The organism is Acidobacteriota bacterium (assembly GCA_028874215.1).
GTDB lineage: Bacteria > Acidobacteriota > UBA6911 > RPQK01 > JAJDTT01 > JAJDTT01.
The window spans coordinates 137,315-152,595 of the sequence record JAPPLF010000101.1; the positions used below are offsets into that span (position 1 = coordinate 137,315).

Below are 15,281 nucleotides of genomic sequence, written 5' to 3' on the forward strand. Positions count from 1 at the left end.
GAGAGAACTGCACGCTAAGCCGGCTGGCCATATCGATCGATGACCTCGGCATTGTAGTGCCAGCCCAGTCCCGGACCTTCGTTGGGATACATGAATCCATCGGCGATGAGGGGCAGGTCCTCCACCAGCTCGTACCACATGGGGTCCCGCTCCTTCTGATGGAAGATCTCCACATAGGTGGAATTGGGAATGGCCGCCAGCATGTGAAGCGCGACCTGAGGCTCCTCATGGTGACCCATGTTGATGTCCATGGTTTCGGCAAAGGAGGCGATCCTCATCCACTCGGTGATGCCGGCGGCGATGGTGGCGTCCACGTTGAGTGTGTCGACGCAGCCGCCCAGGACCAAGTCCCGGCAGCCCCATTTGGAGATCTCCCCCTGCCCGGCGACGAGGGGAATGGCGGTCGAGTTCCTCAGCCGCTTCAACCCCTCCAACTGGTCGTACCAACGGACGGGTTCCTCCAGCCACTCCAGGTTCAGGTCCGCGACGCCTTGTGCGAAGCGGTGCGCCTGCTCGAACGTCCACGCCTGGTTCGCGTCGCAGGCGACCACGAAGGATTCGGCAAAATGCTTCCGAATGTATTCCACCCGGCGGATGTCCTCGTCGACCGAAGCCTTCCCCACCTTCAGCTTGATTCCCGCCAGGCCCAGATCGATGCAGAGTTGAATCTCCTCGCCCAACTCGTCCAACGCTCCCGGCTTGTAGTAGCCGCCGATCCCGACCACCGGGACCCGGCTTCGAAAACCGCCCAGCAATTGCCACAACGGCTTGCCCAGGGACTTCCCGACGGCGTCCCAGATCGCCATGTCGATGATGGCGATGGCCTGCATCAGGATGGCGTGGTTGATCATGTCCAAGGTGTGGATGCCGCGATTGTGCAGCGGCAGATCGGGGGTGTCGAACATCCTTCGCCAGAGCGGTTCCACGGGCCAGATCCCGGCGCCGATCAGCCGGGGCGCCAGGCAATCGTTGGCGATTTGGACCACCTTCTGCTGGTGGATGTCCTCGTCCCCACCGAAGGCCTCGCCGATGATTCCCCCCTCGGTTTCGATTCGGGCGTAGATGGTGTTGCGCGAAACGATCTGGTAGGTGCTTCCGCTGAAGACCCGGTCCAGGCGCCGAATCAGGGGAATGACTTGGATGGTTCGTATCTTGTCCATGGCCGCCGGACGATCTCCCTGCATCACCAGTTCCGGGCGGCTTCGGCCAACCCGTCGCTGTGCGTCAACGGCGGACAGAGGGGCGGGAGATCCGCCACGGTCCGGAACCCCGGCTCTGCCGCAATCACCTTGGGAATGGAATTGGCCACCATGGCCGCCGAGCCCAACTGCGGCTGGCAGCCGGGACGGATCGTCAGATTGAGCGGGTTGTAACCCTGGATCGAAATCGAGTCCTGCGCCACGAAGTCTCCGGCGGAGGGATCGATGAAGGCGACGAACTCGGAATCGATCCAGGGCTCTCCGCCGATGATCCCCTCGTCCCGCTGGATGAAGGCCACGGTCTGGCCCGGCTGGACCGTCAGGAAGTCATTGGAGAACGGGCGCTCGGCGATGACCGGCTCGAACGACTTCCGGTAGTCCTCCAGCGTCCGGCCCAGGCATTTGGCGGCCAGGTGAAAGGATTGGGGAAACCCGATGTGGCCGAATATGGTTCCGGCTTGAACCCCCGCCTCGAACTTCTCCCGGGAGAAACCGATGCCCAGCCGCCGCTGGATGGTGGCGCTGAACCGGGAGACGTCCACCACCCGTCTGATCCGGATCCTGCGGGCATCCCAGGCCGGGCCGGTGGCCGTCAACAGCAGGGCGTCGAAAATGAAGCCGGGGTTCAAACCCACCCCCAGGAGCGACACTCCCCGCTCCCGGGCCAGCCGGTCCAGTTCATCGGTCAGGACCTCGTCGGTCAGCCAGGGGAAGGCCGCCTCCTCGGCCGTGGTGATGGCGTTCAGGTTGTGTTCCGCCGCCGCCCGCAGCTCGGGCGCCACCGCTCTCAGGAACGAGGTGGTGGCGACGATCGCGATGTCGGCCGGCTGCCGCAGGGCGGCGTCCCGGTCGGTGGTGACGATGACTCCGTTGGGTTCGATGCCCGCCAGACGGCCCAGGTCCTGACCCGCCAGGTCCCGGTTCCTAGTGTATGCCGCCACGATCCGGTAGCCGGGACGGACGCTCAACAGACGGGTCACTCTGCGGCCGACGCCGCCGACACCGCAGAGAATCACCCTCGGACCGGAGGATTCCTGGGCAACCATTTCAGGTTCTCCTTCTTTGAAACGGGAGGGGCGATTTCCAATTGCCCGGTCTTCATCGCCAAGTTTGTCACACCGGAGTTCGGCGGTTAGGAAACCGCCGCTCCTACAGGAGGGGCGATTTCCAATCGCCCGGTCTACGTCGCCAAGTTTGTCACACCGGAGTTCGGCGGTTAGGAAACCGCCGCTCCTACAGGAGGGACGATTTCCAATTGCCCGGTCTTCATCGCCAAGTTTGCCACACCGGAGTTCGGCGGTTAGGAAACCGCCGTTCCTTCCCTCCCGGCGGGTGGAAACCGCCGCTCCATTCCCGTCCCGGCGGTTGGAAACCGCCGTTCCAAACCCCTCCAGTCAGGCAAAGATATCTTGTTCGAGTTGCGCCGTACCCGTAAAGGGGCTCCGGATGGCGAACTCGGCGGCTTCCTCGGCAGCCTCTTCCGCCTCCTGCTCCATCTCCTCCAGCACCGAAGCCTGGATCGCCATCTGATCCGTGAGGACGGTGCGGAACCTGGGGATGGGATCCACCACCTGCCAGCGTTTCCTCTCCTCGCGCGACTCGTAGAATCCGGCCGAGAGGGCGCTGTGGCGTTCCCAGCGCACGGTCCTGCACTCGATCAGCGTCGGCCCCCCGCCCTCGCGCGCCCGCTCCACCGCCTGTCTCGTGGTCTCGTAGACCTCGACGATGTCGTTTCCGTCGATGGAAACGCCGGGCATGTCGAACCCTTGGGCGCGGGTGGCGATTTCGGCCACGCTCAACGACTTCTTCACCGGGACCGATATCGCGTAGCCGTTGTTCTCGCAGACCAGCACCACCGGAACCTTCCAGAGGGCGACCATGTTCAAGGTCTCGTAGAAGGCGCCTTCACAGGAGGCCCCGTCGCCGAAGAGGCAGAGGGTCACCCGATTCGTCTTCTTCAACTGGTTGGCCAGGGCGACACCCGAGGCGATGGGGATGTGAGCCGCCACGATGGCGTTGGTCCCCAGGAAGCCGATGTCGGGGTCGCACAGGTGCATGGATCCCCCTTTGCCCTTGCAGCAACCGGTCTCCCGGCAGAGGATCTCGGCCATGGCGGCCTTGGGGTCTCCGCCCCGGGCGAGGAAGGTGCCGTGTCCGCGGTAGGTGGCCAGCACCAGGTCCTCCGCGTTCAAGGCGGAAATACAGCCCACGGAGACCGCCTCCTGGGCGATGCAGGGGTGCGTGGAACCGCTGACCAGTCCCCTCCCGGAGAGTTCCACCACCTTCTCCTCGAACTTCCGGATGTGGACCATCTGGCGATACCAGCCCAGCGCCTGGTCCGGGCTGACGGCCGCGGCGTGTCGAGCCTGATCTGTCATGACTCCTATCCCTCCTCCATGAGGTCCCTGATGGCCGCGGCCAACTTGTTGCGGTCGGGAAAGACCTCGTCCTGCAATGGTCCGGCGGGGATCGGCTGGTGCTTGCCGGCGACGCGGCGAATGGGAGCGACCAGGTAGTCGAAGGCGCCCTCCAGAGCCACCTGTCCGATCTCGGCCCCGACGCCCGCGGTCCGGTAGGCCTCGTGGGTCACCAGCAGGCGGCCGGTCTTCTTCACCGATTCGACAATGGTGCCGCCGTCCAGGGGAGCCAGGGTGCGGGGATCGATGATCTCCACGCTGATCCCCTCCTTCTCCAACTCGTCGGCGGATTGAACCGCCTCCTGAACCATCATGGCGATGGCGACGACGGTGACGTCCGAACCTTCGCGAACGATCCGGGCGCTGCCGAAGGGGAGGTTGTACTCCTCCTCGGGCACCTCTCCCTTGGTGGCGTAGAGCCGGACGTGTTCGATGAAGATGACCGGGTTGTCCTGGCGAACGGCGGTCTTCAGGAGTCCCTTGGCGTCGTAGGGGGTCGACGGCATGGCGATCAGCAGTCCCGGAGTGTGCATGAACCACGACTCGAGGCTCTGGGAATGCTGGGCGCCCAGGCCCAGCTTGCTGGCGCTGGGCATCCGCAGCACCAGGGGCACCTTGACCTTGCCCCCGAAGAAATAGCGCATCTTGGAAGCCTGATTGGCCACCGCGTCCAGGACCAGCGGCGAGAAGTCCATGAACTCGATCTCCACGATGGCCCTCATGCCGGCTACGGCGAGACCGATTCCGAAGCCCGCGGTGGCCGCTTCCGAGAGCGGCCCGTCCCGGACCCGGTCCTCGCCGAACTCGTCGCAGAGGCCCCGGTAGACCCCGAAGGTCCCGCCGTAGACGCCGATGTCCTGGCCCAGGAGGACGATGTCCGGATCGCGGCGCATTTCTTCCCGAATCGCTTCGTTGATGGCCTGTGAGTAGGTGATCTCTCTCATGCTCTTCCCTCGCCCCCGCCTCGCCGCAGGGGGAAAGCCACTATCCCGTCTGTCGTCCGGCCTTCTCGTAGAGCTTCACGATCTCCAGCCGGCCGCCTCCGACCTCCAGGCAGCGGCCGCAGAGCGTGCACTCGTCCTCCTGATGGCGATTGACGGTCACTCCACGCTCCGCCGGCTCGAAAATGTTCACGGCGCAGGCCGACACCAGCTTGCGGGACTCCCCGGTCTCGAGAAAGCCCGGGTCCCGGACCGAGACCTCAATGAACATGCCCATGGCTCAGTAATTCCTTGATGAATTTCGGGACATCCGACAGCCGGTCGGCCACCTGGACCCCGGCGTCCTTCAGGAGCGCCCGCTTCTTCCGGGTGCTGCCGCGGTCCCCTTCGACGATCACCGCGGCGTGGCCGAATCGCGTGCCCGGCATTTGGTCGGCGAATCGGCCCGCGATGAAGGCCACCACCGGTTTCGGATTCGTGCGGGAGGAATAGAACCGGGCGAACTCCTCCTCCATGATCCCGCCGGGTTCGCAGAAGAGGGCGACCGCCCGGGTCTGGCGGTCCTCCTCGAACAACGGGAACAGGTCCTGAAAGGTGGAGCCGATCAGCGGATCGCCTCCGATGCTGACGCAGGTGGACTGGCCCAGCCCCTCCTGACCCAGGATATTGGCGAACTCGCTCGTCATCCCGCCGCTGCGGGACATGACTCCGACGGGACCCTTGGCGAAGGTCCGAAGCGTGTTCTCCACGTTGCCGCCCACGGCCCCCAGCTTGGACTCGCCGGGAGAGATGAGCCCCAGGCTGTTGGGACCGATGATGCGGGCGCCATGCTCGCGCGCGGCGTCCAGCAGGGCGGCGACGTCCCGCCGGGGGACCCGCTCGGTCATGACGACCAGGAGTCGGATTCCGCTCTCGATGGACTCCAGTGCGGCGTCCCGAACCGCGAAGGGAGGAACCGAGACGACGCCGGCGTCGATGCGGTGGTTGCGAAGAGCGTTCCTGACACAGTCGTAGACGGGGACTCCGTAGACCTCCTGGCCTCCCTTTCCCGGCGTCACTCCGGCTACGACCCGGGCGCCGTAGTCAAGAGATTCGCGGGTGAAGAAACTGGCTTCCCGACCGGTGATCCCTTGGACCAGAATCGTGGTTCCGCGGTCGATCAGTATTCCCATCAGGCGTGGTGTCCGGTTGGTGTTTCCGCCCGTGCCACCGCCAGGGCGGCGGCTTCGTCAATGGACACTTCCCGGCCGGAAAAAGGGACTCCGTAGTGGTCGAGGATCTTCCGGCACTCTTCCTCGCCGGCGCCGGGGAGGCGAAATACGGCAATGGTCCGGCTGGGGTCTTTGCCCGCCTCGACCATCCCCTTGATCACGCCTCGGGCCACCAGGTCCGAACGTGTATTGCTGACCACGTTCATAATCACGGCCAGTTTGTCCACTCCCGGCCGGCTCACCAGGAGCTTGGTCAGTTCCTGCACCTTCTTGACCGTCGGGTTCCCGCCGATCTCGCAATAGTTGGCAGGGGACCCTCCCGAATTCCGCACCGCGTCGAAGGCGGTGAGACTGGCGCCTCCGCCCCCGATGAGGAGTCCCAGGTTGCCGCCGAACTCGATCATCCTGCCGGCGACACCGCGGTAGTCGAGCTGGTCGATCTCCCGGGCTTTCTGCTCGAACTCCGTCGGCTGCCGGACCCCCTCCATCCGGTTGGATAGCCCCTCGAAGTCGAGCGACTGGCGCTTCAGCGCATCGTCGTCGATGTCCAGGTGGCAGTCCAGGACCACCAGTTCCTGCGTATCCGTGCTGGCCAGGGGATTGAACTCCAGAAGCAGGGCGTCGTAGTGGTGAAACAGGCGGGCCATCTTGCTGACCAAGCCGGCCAGGCGCAGCAACAGCTTGCCGGAAAAGCCCCATGCGGAGAGCCATTCGACCGCCTGATAGGTGCGGACCTCGCCGCCCGGCGGCAGCAACCGGGTCTTGACCAGGTCCGGGTTGGAACGCGCCGTCTCTTCGATATTGGCGCCGCCGCGCCGGGAGAAGAGCAGGAGGGGTTTCCGGGCCCGGTTGTCGTAGGTGATGCCCAGGAAGAATTCCTCGGTGAAGTCGATACGTTCTTCCAGGAGGACGCGATCGACGGGTTCGTCCCCGAATCCCTGCTCCAGGAACTTCCGCGCAAAGCTCCTGATGCCGCCGAGGTCGTCGACCGGCTGGATGCCGCCCCGGAGGGCGCGCTTTCCGGTCAGGGTCTGGACTTTGACGATTCCGGGGAGGAGGTCTTCGGATAGTGAAGCCGAGGAAGCTGAAGTGATCAATTGAGATCGCGGAACCCTGATCCCGCTCCGGGCCAGAAGCTGCTTCGACTCAAACTCGTAAAGTCTCATGGCGCCAGACGGGTCGCGTCATTCTAGCTTGCGTCCCGAGCGGGGGTAAAGCGTAGGAGGGGGGACTGTTAGTCCCCCCGTCTTTCTTTTTCGCTATGTGAATGGCAGTCCGCCGGTTAGGAAACCGCCGCTCCCATCCCGAAGCAAGTTTGCCAGCGTTTTCAAGAACTTGGCGGCGGCGACGCCGTCGATGAGGCGGTGGTCGACAGTCAGGTTCGCCCACAGCCGTGGGACTTCAACGAGCGATCCCTCTCGGAGGGACGGCTGATATCGGATCCGGCCGGTGGTGAGCACGGCGACCTGGCCGTAAGGGATGACGGCCGTGAAGAGGTCGACCTCATGCATTCCGAGATTGCTGAGGCTCACCGTGGCGCCGCTCACGTGGGCGTGCTTCAGGGTCCCCTGCCGGGCCCGGCGGGTCAGGCCGCGCACCTCGGCGGCCAGATCCCGGATCGACTTGCTTGCCGGATCTTCGATGGTGGGGATCACCAGGGCGTCCTCCACGTCGACGACGAACCCCAGCCTGGTTGTGTCCGGCTGGTGGAGCCGGCCGTCTACGAGTGAAGTCTTGAACACGGGAGATTTCTCGACCGCCAGCGCCAGTGCCTTGAGCAGGATCTCCGTGTAGGTGACGTCCCGGTTGCGTTGCTTGACGGCCATCAACCCATCCGCAGGCAATTCCCGGCAGATGTGAATGTGGGGAATCGACTCGATGGACTTGGCCAGGGTGGCGATGACGGGCCTTCGCTTTTCAAGCGGGTCCTTCGGCGGTTCGGCGGCAGCCGCTTTCGCCCGATGAACGTCCGCCGGCAGGATGCGTCCTCCGGGGCCGCTCCCCTGAATGGAGGCGAGATCCAGGCCCAGTTCCCGCGCCAGACGGCGGGCGGCCGGAGCGGCGCGAACCGGGCCTTTCGGTTTCGCCGCGGGTACCCGGGGCGGGGCCTTGGGGGACGGCTTCGTGGAAACCGGCCGGGCTTTCGGCTTCGGCTCGGGAATGGCGGGTTCGAATGGAGCATTCAATTCCGCTTCGTCGCCGGCGATATAGGCCAGCACGGCTTCCACCGGAGCGGTTTCACCTTCTTTGACGGCGATTCTCTTCAAGTACCCGCCGCAGGTGGATTCGATCTCGGCATTGGCCTTCTCGGTCTCGATCTCGACCACCGGATCACCCTTGACGATGGGGTCGCCCTCCCGTTTGAGCCATCGCACCACGGTTCCCTCTTCCATGGTGATGGCCAACTTCGGCAATTGGATTGTCTCCATATCCCCTCCAGTGTAGTTTCTGCCAGGGAGATTTGCCGATGGAAACCGGTTTCGGCCTCGGAATTCTGGTGATCCTGACGGGGTCCACCGCCAATTCCGCCTTTGGACTGGGTCTCAAGTTCACGCGCAGTTGGAAGTGGGAGCATATCTGGCTGCTCTTTTCCGTGACTGCGATGATCCTGATTCCCTGGCTCCTCGGTATTCTCACCGTCGAGTCTCTGTTTGCCGTTTTGGCGGCGGCCGACGGTCGCGACCTGCTTCTGGTCTTCCTGTTCGGCATGGGGTGGGGAGTGGGGTCCGTCCTCTATGGATTGGCGCTGAAGATGGTCGGCTTGGCCCTGAGCTACGCCATCGTCATGGGCCTGACCGCGGCCATCGGCACCATGGCGCCGTTCGTTCTTCTCCACTGGGACGAATTCCTGACCCTGAAGGGGATGGTGATCAGCGCGGGAGTCCTGCTGGTCGTCGGCGGTGTCCTGCTCTCCGCCTGGGCGGGCAAGTTGAGGGAGGAATCACCGGGGCGGATCCAGGAATCTGTGGAAAATTCGGAAACCCCGGAGAAAGAATCCAGGAGGTCGGCGGCGGTGCTCCTGGGGCTTCTCGTGGCCGCCCTTTCGGGAATACTCTCGCCCATGCTGAACCTGAGCTTCGCTTATGGAATCCGGTTGGCCGATCAGGCCGTATTGCTCGGGACTTCGCCCTCGATGGCTTCGAACGTCATCTGGGTGGTGGCCCTGACCGCCGGGTTTCTGGTGAATGCGGGCTATTGTGTCTACCTGATCGTCAAGGGGAGAAGTTGGCACACTTTTCGGGGGCAGCCATTTCACTACGGGGTGGGAGTGGCCATGGGGATCTTGTGGGTCTCGGGCGTCGTCACGTATGGGATCGGAGGCTCCATGCTGGGCGACATGCGCGAGGTCATCGGCTGGCCCATGGCCTCCGCCATGTCGATTATTGCCGCGACGTTCTGGGGGGCGTTGGGCGGGGAGTGGACGGGAGCTTCGAGGAAGTCCATGGCGGCAATGGGGGTTTCCATTCTGGTTTTGTCCGCTTCAATGTTTCTGATTGGGTGGACGAATACACTGGGGTAGACGCGATCACCAAAGAGTAAGAGTGGGGGACAAGACTGTCCCCCCTCCTATGCTCCTGGATTGAACCGGAGGGGCCGGGAAGTGATAATGGGGGAATCATCTGATTCCGAGTCCGGGGGAATCGCCGTGCCAACCATCCGAGTAATGCTCATTGCGGTGCTTCTGCTTCCCGTCCTGATTCATTGCCTGGCTCCGGAGCCTCAGGCTCAACCGCGATATCCTCTGACCAGCGAAGATGTCGATCAGTGGATGGAGGAGCTCTCCAACTGGGGCCGCTGGGGTCCGGACGACCAGTTGGGCGCCCTCAACCTGATTACGCCGCAAAAGCGAGTGCAGGCCGCCGCGCTGGTCAAGGATGGGTTCACGGTGTCGCTGTCGCGCGACGCGACCAAGGAGAAGTCCATCGACAACGCCTCGCCCTATGAACACGTCATGACCATGACCGGGGTCGACCCGGATTCCCGGTTCGCCGTCGACACCTTGTCGGTCTTGTTTCACGGTTACGCGCACACCCATCTGGACGCCCTCTGCCACATGTTCTACCGGGGCAAGATGTACAACGGGTACTCCCAAGAGGAGGTCACCGCGGAAGGCGCCCGGCGACTGGACATACACAAGCTCAAGAACGGTATCTTCACGCGCGGGGTCCTTTTCGATATTCCGAGACTGAAGGGTGTGCCCTACCTGGAACCGGGGACTCCCATCTTTCCCGAGGACCTGGAGGCTTGGGAGAAGAAGGCGGGATTCAAGGTTTCGAGTGGAGACGTCGTTTTCATCCGGACGGGCCGCTGGGCGCGGCGCGCCGCCGTGGGACCCTGGGACGTGACCAAGGCCTCGTCCGGGCTCCACGCCTCCTGTGCCAAGTGGCTGAAGGAGCGGGACGTGGCGATGCTGGGAAGTGAAGCTGCCAGTGACGTCCATCCATCCCTGGTGGAGGGGATCACGCATCCGATCCACCAACTCGTCCTGATCGCCATGGGAGTTCACATCTTCGACAGTTGCGACCTTGAGACCCTGGGCCAAGCCGCGGCGGAACGGGAGCGCTGGGAATTTCTCCTGACCACGGCCCCGATTCCGGTGGAAGGGGGGACAGGTTCTCCCATGAATCCCATCGCGGTATTCTGAAGCGGTACGATTGCTTGTGACCTGGAGGGCTGCCTCTACGATGAAGCGCTTCACAGTTGGAATGCCAAAAGGTTTCTTGCCCATTGCCGCCTTGGCGGTGGTCTGCGCCGGGGCGCTCGGAGGGGCCGCGGAAAACGCCGAGAAGAAGATCAGTCCGGACGAGTTGGAGTTCTTCGAGATGCGAATCCGTCCGGTCCTGGTCGATAGCTGTCAGAGTTGTCACAGCGAAACCCAGGCCATGGGAGGCCTGCGCCTCGATTACCGGGGCGGATGGCAGGAGGGCGGGCAGTCGGGACCGGCGCTGGTCCCGGGCGATCCGAACCGGAGTCCCCTGATTCGGGCCCTCCGGCACGACGGCTCTCGAACCCCCATGCCCCTGGGCGCGGCGCAACTGTCGGCCGATATCATCGATGACTTCGAACAATGGATCCTGCTGGGAGCGCCCGACCCGCGCGACGCGCCTCCCATAGCCAAGACCGCGTATGTTCCGGACGAGTCCTGGGAAGAGGTCTTCGAGAAGCGGAGCCGCTGGTGGAGTCTCCAACCGGTGGTCCAACCGCCGCTGCCTCAGGTCGAGAACGAACGCTGGTCGGATCTCCCCATGGACCGCTTCATCCTTGCCCAACTGGAGAAGAAAGGCCTGGAGCCGGCTTCCCGGGCGGAACGGAGCACGCTGGTCCGGCGCCTGAGCCTGGTGCTGACCGGTCTGCCCCCGACTGCGGAACAGGTCGAGGCCTTCGTCAACGACCCGGACGACGGCGCCTACCAGCGCCTGGTGGACCGTCTGCTCGAGTCCCCCCATTTCGGCGAGCGCTGGGCGCGTCACTGGATGGACGTGGTGCGGTACAGCGACACCTACGGCTACGAGTGGGACATCCCGGCCAAGGGCGCCTGGCGATTCCGCGACTATCTGATCCGCGCCTTCAACGACGACCTGCCCTTCGATCAGCTCGTGCGGGAGCAGATCGCGGGCGACATGGTGGAACCTCCGAGAATCAACGCCGACCAGCAGATCAACGAGTCGCTCATCGGTCCCATGTTCTACATGATGGGCGAGAAGCGCCACGGAGACAGCGTGGTCTTCAACGGCATCCACCAGGAGATGGTGGACGACAAGATCGACGCCTTCTCCAAGGCGTTTCAGGCCATGACCGTGGCCTGCGCACGCTGCCACGACCACAAGCTGGACGCCGTCGCCCAGACGGACTACTACGCATTGGCCGGCGTCTTCATGAGCTCGCGCTGGGGGACCAACACCCTGGATCTCCCGGATCGGAATGAAGACGTCATCGAGGAACTCTCGACCCTCAAGAAGCGAATGAGGACACCGCTGGCAGACTGGTGGCTGGAAGCGTCCCATGAGACCCCGGCCTATATCCTGGCCGCACAGGCGCGGATCGACGAGGATGACTCCGCGGGCCGACTGGCGGAAGGTTTGAAGCCCGAGCGGCTGCAGGCCTGGGAGAAGGCGCTCCGGTTCGAACCGGTGGAGGAACCGGCCGAGAGCGAAGAAAAGGCCGAAGAGGAAGCGGAAGAAAGAGAAGCGGCCGAGAAGGAATCCGGCGAGGAGGAGGCGGAAGACAAACCCGCACTGGAAGACGTTCTCTATCCCTGGCTCCAACTGCACGCATCTGTGAAACAGGGCGGCAGCGTCGACGGCCGCTGGTCGGAATTGGCCCAGGAATATGGAACCGCCCATCAGGAGCGCGCGGTTTCCAATGCTCAGAACTTTCCCCTTATGGCCGATTTCCAGGAGGAGGTGCCGGAAGGCTGGACAGTGGATGGAGTCGGACTCCGCGACGGACCGGTCTCCAGCGGCGACTTCACGGTGGCGTTGGAGGGGACCGGGGCGGTGGGCATGCTGCTTCCGGCCGGACTGTTCACCCACAACATCTCGCCGCGGCTCAACGGCGCCGTGCGCAGCCCCTTCCTGGAACCTACGAGTCCCCAGGTCGTCAGCCTGGAAATGAGCGGCGGCGACTACAGCACCCGCCGGCTCGTCGTGGACAACGGCTTCCTGACCGAGCGCGAATGGGGATACATGGACGACGACGAGTTGCATTGGGTGTGCCACACCCAGAATGCAGCCGACAAGAGCGCCTGGCCGAAATCAGCCGTCGAGGCGGCGGAAACCCGGAACTACCTGGAGTTCACGACCAAGACCTCCAACCCCTACTTTCCACCGCGGTACGGGCTGGGCGGATGCAAAGAGGAAGAAATCGCGAAGGACGACTGTGGTTCCGAGAGCCCGAACAGTTGGTTCGGCGTCACCCGGGCGTACCTGGTCAACAAGGGCAAAGTCACGAACTATGGGGCCATCTTCGATTGCGTCGAGTCGCCGGCGGACGAGTTGTCCCGGTTCCAGCCTCTCTTCTCCGGCGATCCTCCATCCAGCCTGCCGGAAGCCGCGGCGCGGTACGGCCGGTGGTTGACCATGTCCCTCCAAAACTGGGCCAATGACCGCGCGGACGAAGATGACGTCCGGTTGATCAACTGGATGCTCGACCGGAAGCTGTTGCCCAACAGCTTCGAGGAGCGGGAGCCGGTTCGAGATCTGGTCGCGTCCTACCGCACGGCGGAGAAACGGCTTCTGCCACCCCAGACCATCAACGGCATGGTCGACCTGGACCCGGGCCGGGACTACCGCCTCAATATCCGGGGAGTCTACGACGACTTGGGAGACTTGGTTCCCCGGGGCCATGTTCGGGTCCTGAGAACGGACGGCGACGGCCGGCCGGAGGGGAGCGGCCGGCTGGAGCTGGCCAATCTTGTGACCAGCCCCGAGAATCCGTTGACTGCCCGCGTCTTCGTCAACCGGGTCTGGCAATGGGTGTTCGGAAACGGCATCGTCATGACGCCCAACGATTTCGGCCACTTGGGAGATCAGCCCTCTCACCCGGCGCTGCTGGACTACCTGGCCGACGACTTCGTCCGTAGCGGCTGGTCCGTCAAGCACCTGGTCCGGACGCTGGTCACGAGCGAGACCTTCAGGCAATCGGGGCACGCCAGCACCCGGGCAATGGAGGCGGATCCTTCCAACCGCCTCTGGCATCACATGCCCCTCCGGCGCCTGGATGCCGAGTCGATCCGCGATTCGTTGCTGGCCGTCTCGGGGCGTTTGGACCGGAGCCTCTTCGGCGAACCCATCAATCCGTTTCGGAAGATGGAAGATGCGACCAAGCGCCTCTTCTCCGGACCCCTCGACGGCGATGGTCGCCGGTCCATCTATCTGAAGATGACGGTCATGGAACCTTCCAAGTTGCTGGCGACGTTCAACCAGCCCAAACCCAAGATTCCTACCGGAAGGCGGGACGTCACCAACGTTCCGGCTCAGGCGCTGGCGCTCCTGAACGATCCCTTCGTCGCGGGGCAGGCTGATTTCTGGGCCCGGGAGCTGGTGGCGAAGCCTCATGAATCGCCTCGGGAGAGATTGGCCTACATGTTCCGGCGAGCCTTCAACCGAAACCCGGAAGCCGAGGAACTGGCCCACTGGACGGAAGCCGTTGACGACATCGCCGAACTCCACAAGCAGGAAACGGCGTCCCAAGAAGACAGGGTCCCCGTGATGAAATCGGCGCAGGTCTGGAAGGATACGGCGCACGCGCTGTTCAACGCGCCGGAATTCATCTATGTGCGGTGATTCTGCGCCGCACTCCGTTCCCAAGCACTGACAAGGTCCAGACCATGACGAAGATTCGGCGTGTCGACGCGTATCCCCTGCGCTATCCGGAGCCCCACGACCACAACAACATCCGCTACATCACCCTGGCCCGGGTGGAAGCGGAGGGGGGAGCCGTGGGCTGGGGCGAGTGCATCAGCCAGTTTCCCGAGTCGGCCGCGTCCGTCAAGACCGTCATCGAGGGCGGATACGCTCCCTTGTTGACCGGAGAGAACGCTCTGGACGTGGACCGCCTCTGGCACAAGCTGCTGAACCACATCTGGTGGTACGGTCCCCAGGGCATCGCGGGATTCGCCGTGAGCGCCGTGGACATGGCGCTTTGGGACCTGAAGGGGCATCTGCTCGATCAGCCGGTGTGCCGGCTCATGGGAGGGCGGGTCGTTCCGCGAGTGGTGGCCATGGCGTCCATCCACTTCGACATGGTCGACCTGGACTGGACGCTGAACGAGTTTCAGACCTTCAAGGACCAGGGCTACCGCATCGTCAAAGGGGGCTGGGGCAGCGCACCCGATGCCGTCTTCGGGATGGACCATGCCAAAGACCTGGCGCTGGTTCGAGACGTCCGCGAGATCGTCGGTCCCGATTGCGACATCGTCTTCGACGTGCTGGGCGGCCGGGTGAAATGGAGCGCCCAGGAGGCGATTCGCCGGGTCCGGGACTTCGAAGCCTACCGGCTGCGTTGGATCGAAGAGCCGCTTCCGCCCCAGGACTATGCGGCCCACCGGCTTCTCCGGGCGGGGACCCGGACGCCCATCGGCACCGGCGAGCAGGAGTGGAATCCGGAGGGCTACCGGCGACTGCTGAAGCACGGCGCCGTGGACGTGGTGCAGATGGACCCGGGACGGTGCCTGGGGATCACCGGTTGCGTCAAGGTCGTTCCGTTGATCGAGGCGCAGAACATCGAATTCTCCGCCCACACCTGGAGCAGCGCCCTGAACACGGCGGCGAGCGTTCATTTGCTCGCCAGCTCGACCCACGGAGCCGCCATGGACTTCAAGCCGCACACCTCTCCCATGCAGCACGAGCTGGTGAGCGATCCCTGGGTCCAGGAGGACGGGACTCTCGAGGTCCGCGAGAGCCCGGGCCTGGGGGTGTCGGTGGACCAGTCCGTCGTAGAGAAGTACGCGTTCTAGTGTAGTGTCCCGTTAGTTCGTGTATTATGATGGGCAGTTCCTCAACCGGAAAGGAG

Annotated in this window: 12 protein-coding genes; 4 read left to right on the forward strand and 8 right to left on the reverse strand. The window is 64.0% G+C overall.

All coding sequences use genetic code 11. The features are described from left to right. Nucleotides 1-14: 14 nt before the first annotated feature. The 8 genes from OXT71_21265 to OXT71_21300 all read right to left on the reverse strand — a co-directional run bounded on the left by OXT71_21265 (nt 15) and on the right by OXT71_21300 (nt 8,197). The gene (locus OXT71_21265) at nt 15-1,160 is read right to left on the reverse strand and encodes a mandelate racemase/muconate lactonizing enzyme family protein (GenBank protein ID MDE2928923.1); all 1,146 of its coding nucleotides are present in this window, start codon (nt 1,158-1,160) and stop codon (nt 15-17) included. A gap of 23 nt (nt 1,161-1,183) precedes the next feature. Beyond that, entirely contained in the window at nt 1,184-2,245 is a 1,062-nt protein-coding gene (locus OXT71_21270) for a hypothetical protein (protein MDE2928924.1), read from the reverse strand. A 348-nt stretch (nt 2,246-2,593) separates the two neighbouring features. Then, entirely contained in the window at nt 2,594-3,577 is a 984-nt protein-coding gene (locus OXT71_21275) for a thiamine pyrophosphate-dependent dehydrogenase E1 component subunit alpha (protein MDE2928925.1), read from the reverse strand. Between the two features lie 5 nt (nt 3,578-3,582). Beyond that, nucleotides 3,583-4,560, reverse strand: a complete 978-nt coding sequence (locus OXT71_21280) for an alpha-ketoacid dehydrogenase subunit beta (protein MDE2928926.1) — start codon at nt 4,558-4,560, stop codon at nt 3,583-3,585. 40 nt (nt 4,561-4,600) lie between these two features. After that, the gene (locus tag OXT71_21285) at nt 4,601-4,834 is read right to left on the reverse strand and encodes a hypothetical protein (GenBank protein MDE2928927.1); all 234 of its coding nucleotides are present in this window, start codon (nt 4,832-4,834) and stop codon (nt 4,601-4,603) included. Then, entirely contained in the window at nt 4,818-5,729 is a 912-nt protein-coding gene (locus OXT71_21290) for a CoA-binding protein (GenBank protein MDE2928928.1), read from the reverse strand. The genes OXT71_21285 and OXT71_21290 overlap by 17 nt, the downstream gene beginning before the upstream one ends. Next, complete coding sequence (locus tag OXT71_21295) at nt 5,729-6,934, reverse strand: hypothetical protein (protein MDE2928929.1); 1,206 nt, start codon at nt 6,932-6,934, stop codon at nt 5,729-5,731. Before OXT71_21295 ends, OXT71_21290 begins: the two co-directional genes overlap by 1 nt. A gap of 93 nt (nt 6,935-7,027) precedes the next feature. Beyond that, a complete protein-coding gene (locus OXT71_21300; GenBank protein ID MDE2928930.1) occupies nt 7,028-8,197 on the reverse strand; it encodes a dihydrolipoamide acetyltransferase family protein in 1,170 nt (389 codons plus the stop codon). Nucleotides 8,198-8,235: 38 nt separating this feature from the next. Between OXT71_21300 and OXT71_21305 the strand changes: the two genes are divergently transcribed. The 4 genes from OXT71_21305 (at nt 8,236) to OXT71_21320 (ending at nt 15,225) form a co-directional block, all read left to right on the forward strand. Then, entirely contained in the window at nt 8,236-9,288 is a 1,053-nt protein-coding gene (locus tag OXT71_21305) for a hypothetical protein (protein ID MDE2928931.1), read from the forward strand. Nucleotides 9,289-9,414: 126 nt separating this feature from the next. Then, on the forward strand, nt 9,415-10,413 hold the full coding sequence (locus OXT71_21310) for a cyclase family protein (GenBank protein MDE2928932.1): 999 nt from the start codon (nt 9,415-9,417) through the stop codon (nt 10,411-10,413). A 61-nt stretch (nt 10,414-10,474) separates the two neighbouring features. Further along, nucleotides 10,475-14,053, forward strand: coding sequence for a PSD1 and planctomycete cytochrome C domain-containing protein (locus OXT71_21315; GenBank protein MDE2928933.1), 3,579 nt, complete (start codon nt 10,475-10,477; stop codon nt 14,051-14,053). Nucleotides 14,054-14,097: 44 nt separating this feature from the next. Continuing rightward, on the forward strand, nt 14,098-15,225 hold the full coding sequence (locus OXT71_21320) for a mandelate racemase/muconate lactonizing enzyme family protein (GenBank protein MDE2928934.1): 1,128 nt from the start codon (nt 14,098-14,100) through the stop codon (nt 15,223-15,225). Nucleotides 15,226-15,281 lie beyond the last annotated feature (56 nt).

Excerpts from the sequence above, each read along its gene's own strand:
- OXT71_21265 (MDE2928923.1), bottom strand. The coding sequence starts at position 1,160 with ATGGACAAGATACGAACCATCCAAGTCATTCCCCTGATTCGGCGCCTG.
- OXT71_21270 (MDE2928924.1), bottom strand. The coding sequence starts at position 2,245 with ATGGTTGCCCAGGAATCCTCCGGTCCGAGGGTGATTCTCTGCGGTGTC.
- OXT71_21275 (MDE2928925.1), bottom strand. The coding sequence starts at position 3,577 with ATGACAGATCAGGCTCGACACGCCGCGGCCGTCAGCCCGGACCAGGCG.
- OXT71_21280 (MDE2928926.1), bottom strand. The coding sequence starts at position 4,560 with ATGAGAGAGATCACCTACTCACAGGCCATCAACGAAGCGATTCGGGAA.
- OXT71_21285 (MDE2928927.1), bottom strand. The coding sequence starts at position 4,834 with ATGGGCATGTTCATTGAGGTCTCGGTCCGGGACCCGGGCTTTCTCGAG.
- OXT71_21290 (MDE2928928.1), bottom strand. The coding sequence starts at position 5,729 with ATGGGAATACTGATCGACCGCGGAACCACGATTCTGGTCCAAGGGATC.
- OXT71_21295 (MDE2928929.1), bottom strand. The coding sequence starts at position 6,934 with ATGAGACTTTACGAGTTTGAGTCGAAGCAGCTTCTGGCCCGGAGCGGG.
- OXT71_21300 (MDE2928930.1), bottom strand. The coding sequence starts at position 8,197 with ATGGAGACAATCCAATTGCCGAAGTTGGCCATCACCATGGAAGAGGGA.
- OXT71_21305 (MDE2928931.1), top strand. The coding sequence starts at position 8,236 with ATGGAAACCGGTTTCGGCCTCGGAATTCTGGTGATCCTGACGGGGTCC.
- OXT71_21315 (MDE2928933.1), top strand. The coding sequence starts at position 10,475 with ATGCCAAAAGGTTTCTTGCCCATTGCCGCCTTGGCGGTGGTCTGCGCC.
- OXT71_21320 (MDE2928934.1), top strand. The coding sequence starts at position 14,098 with ATGACGAAGATTCGGCGTGTCGACGCGTATCCCCTGCGCTATCCGGAG.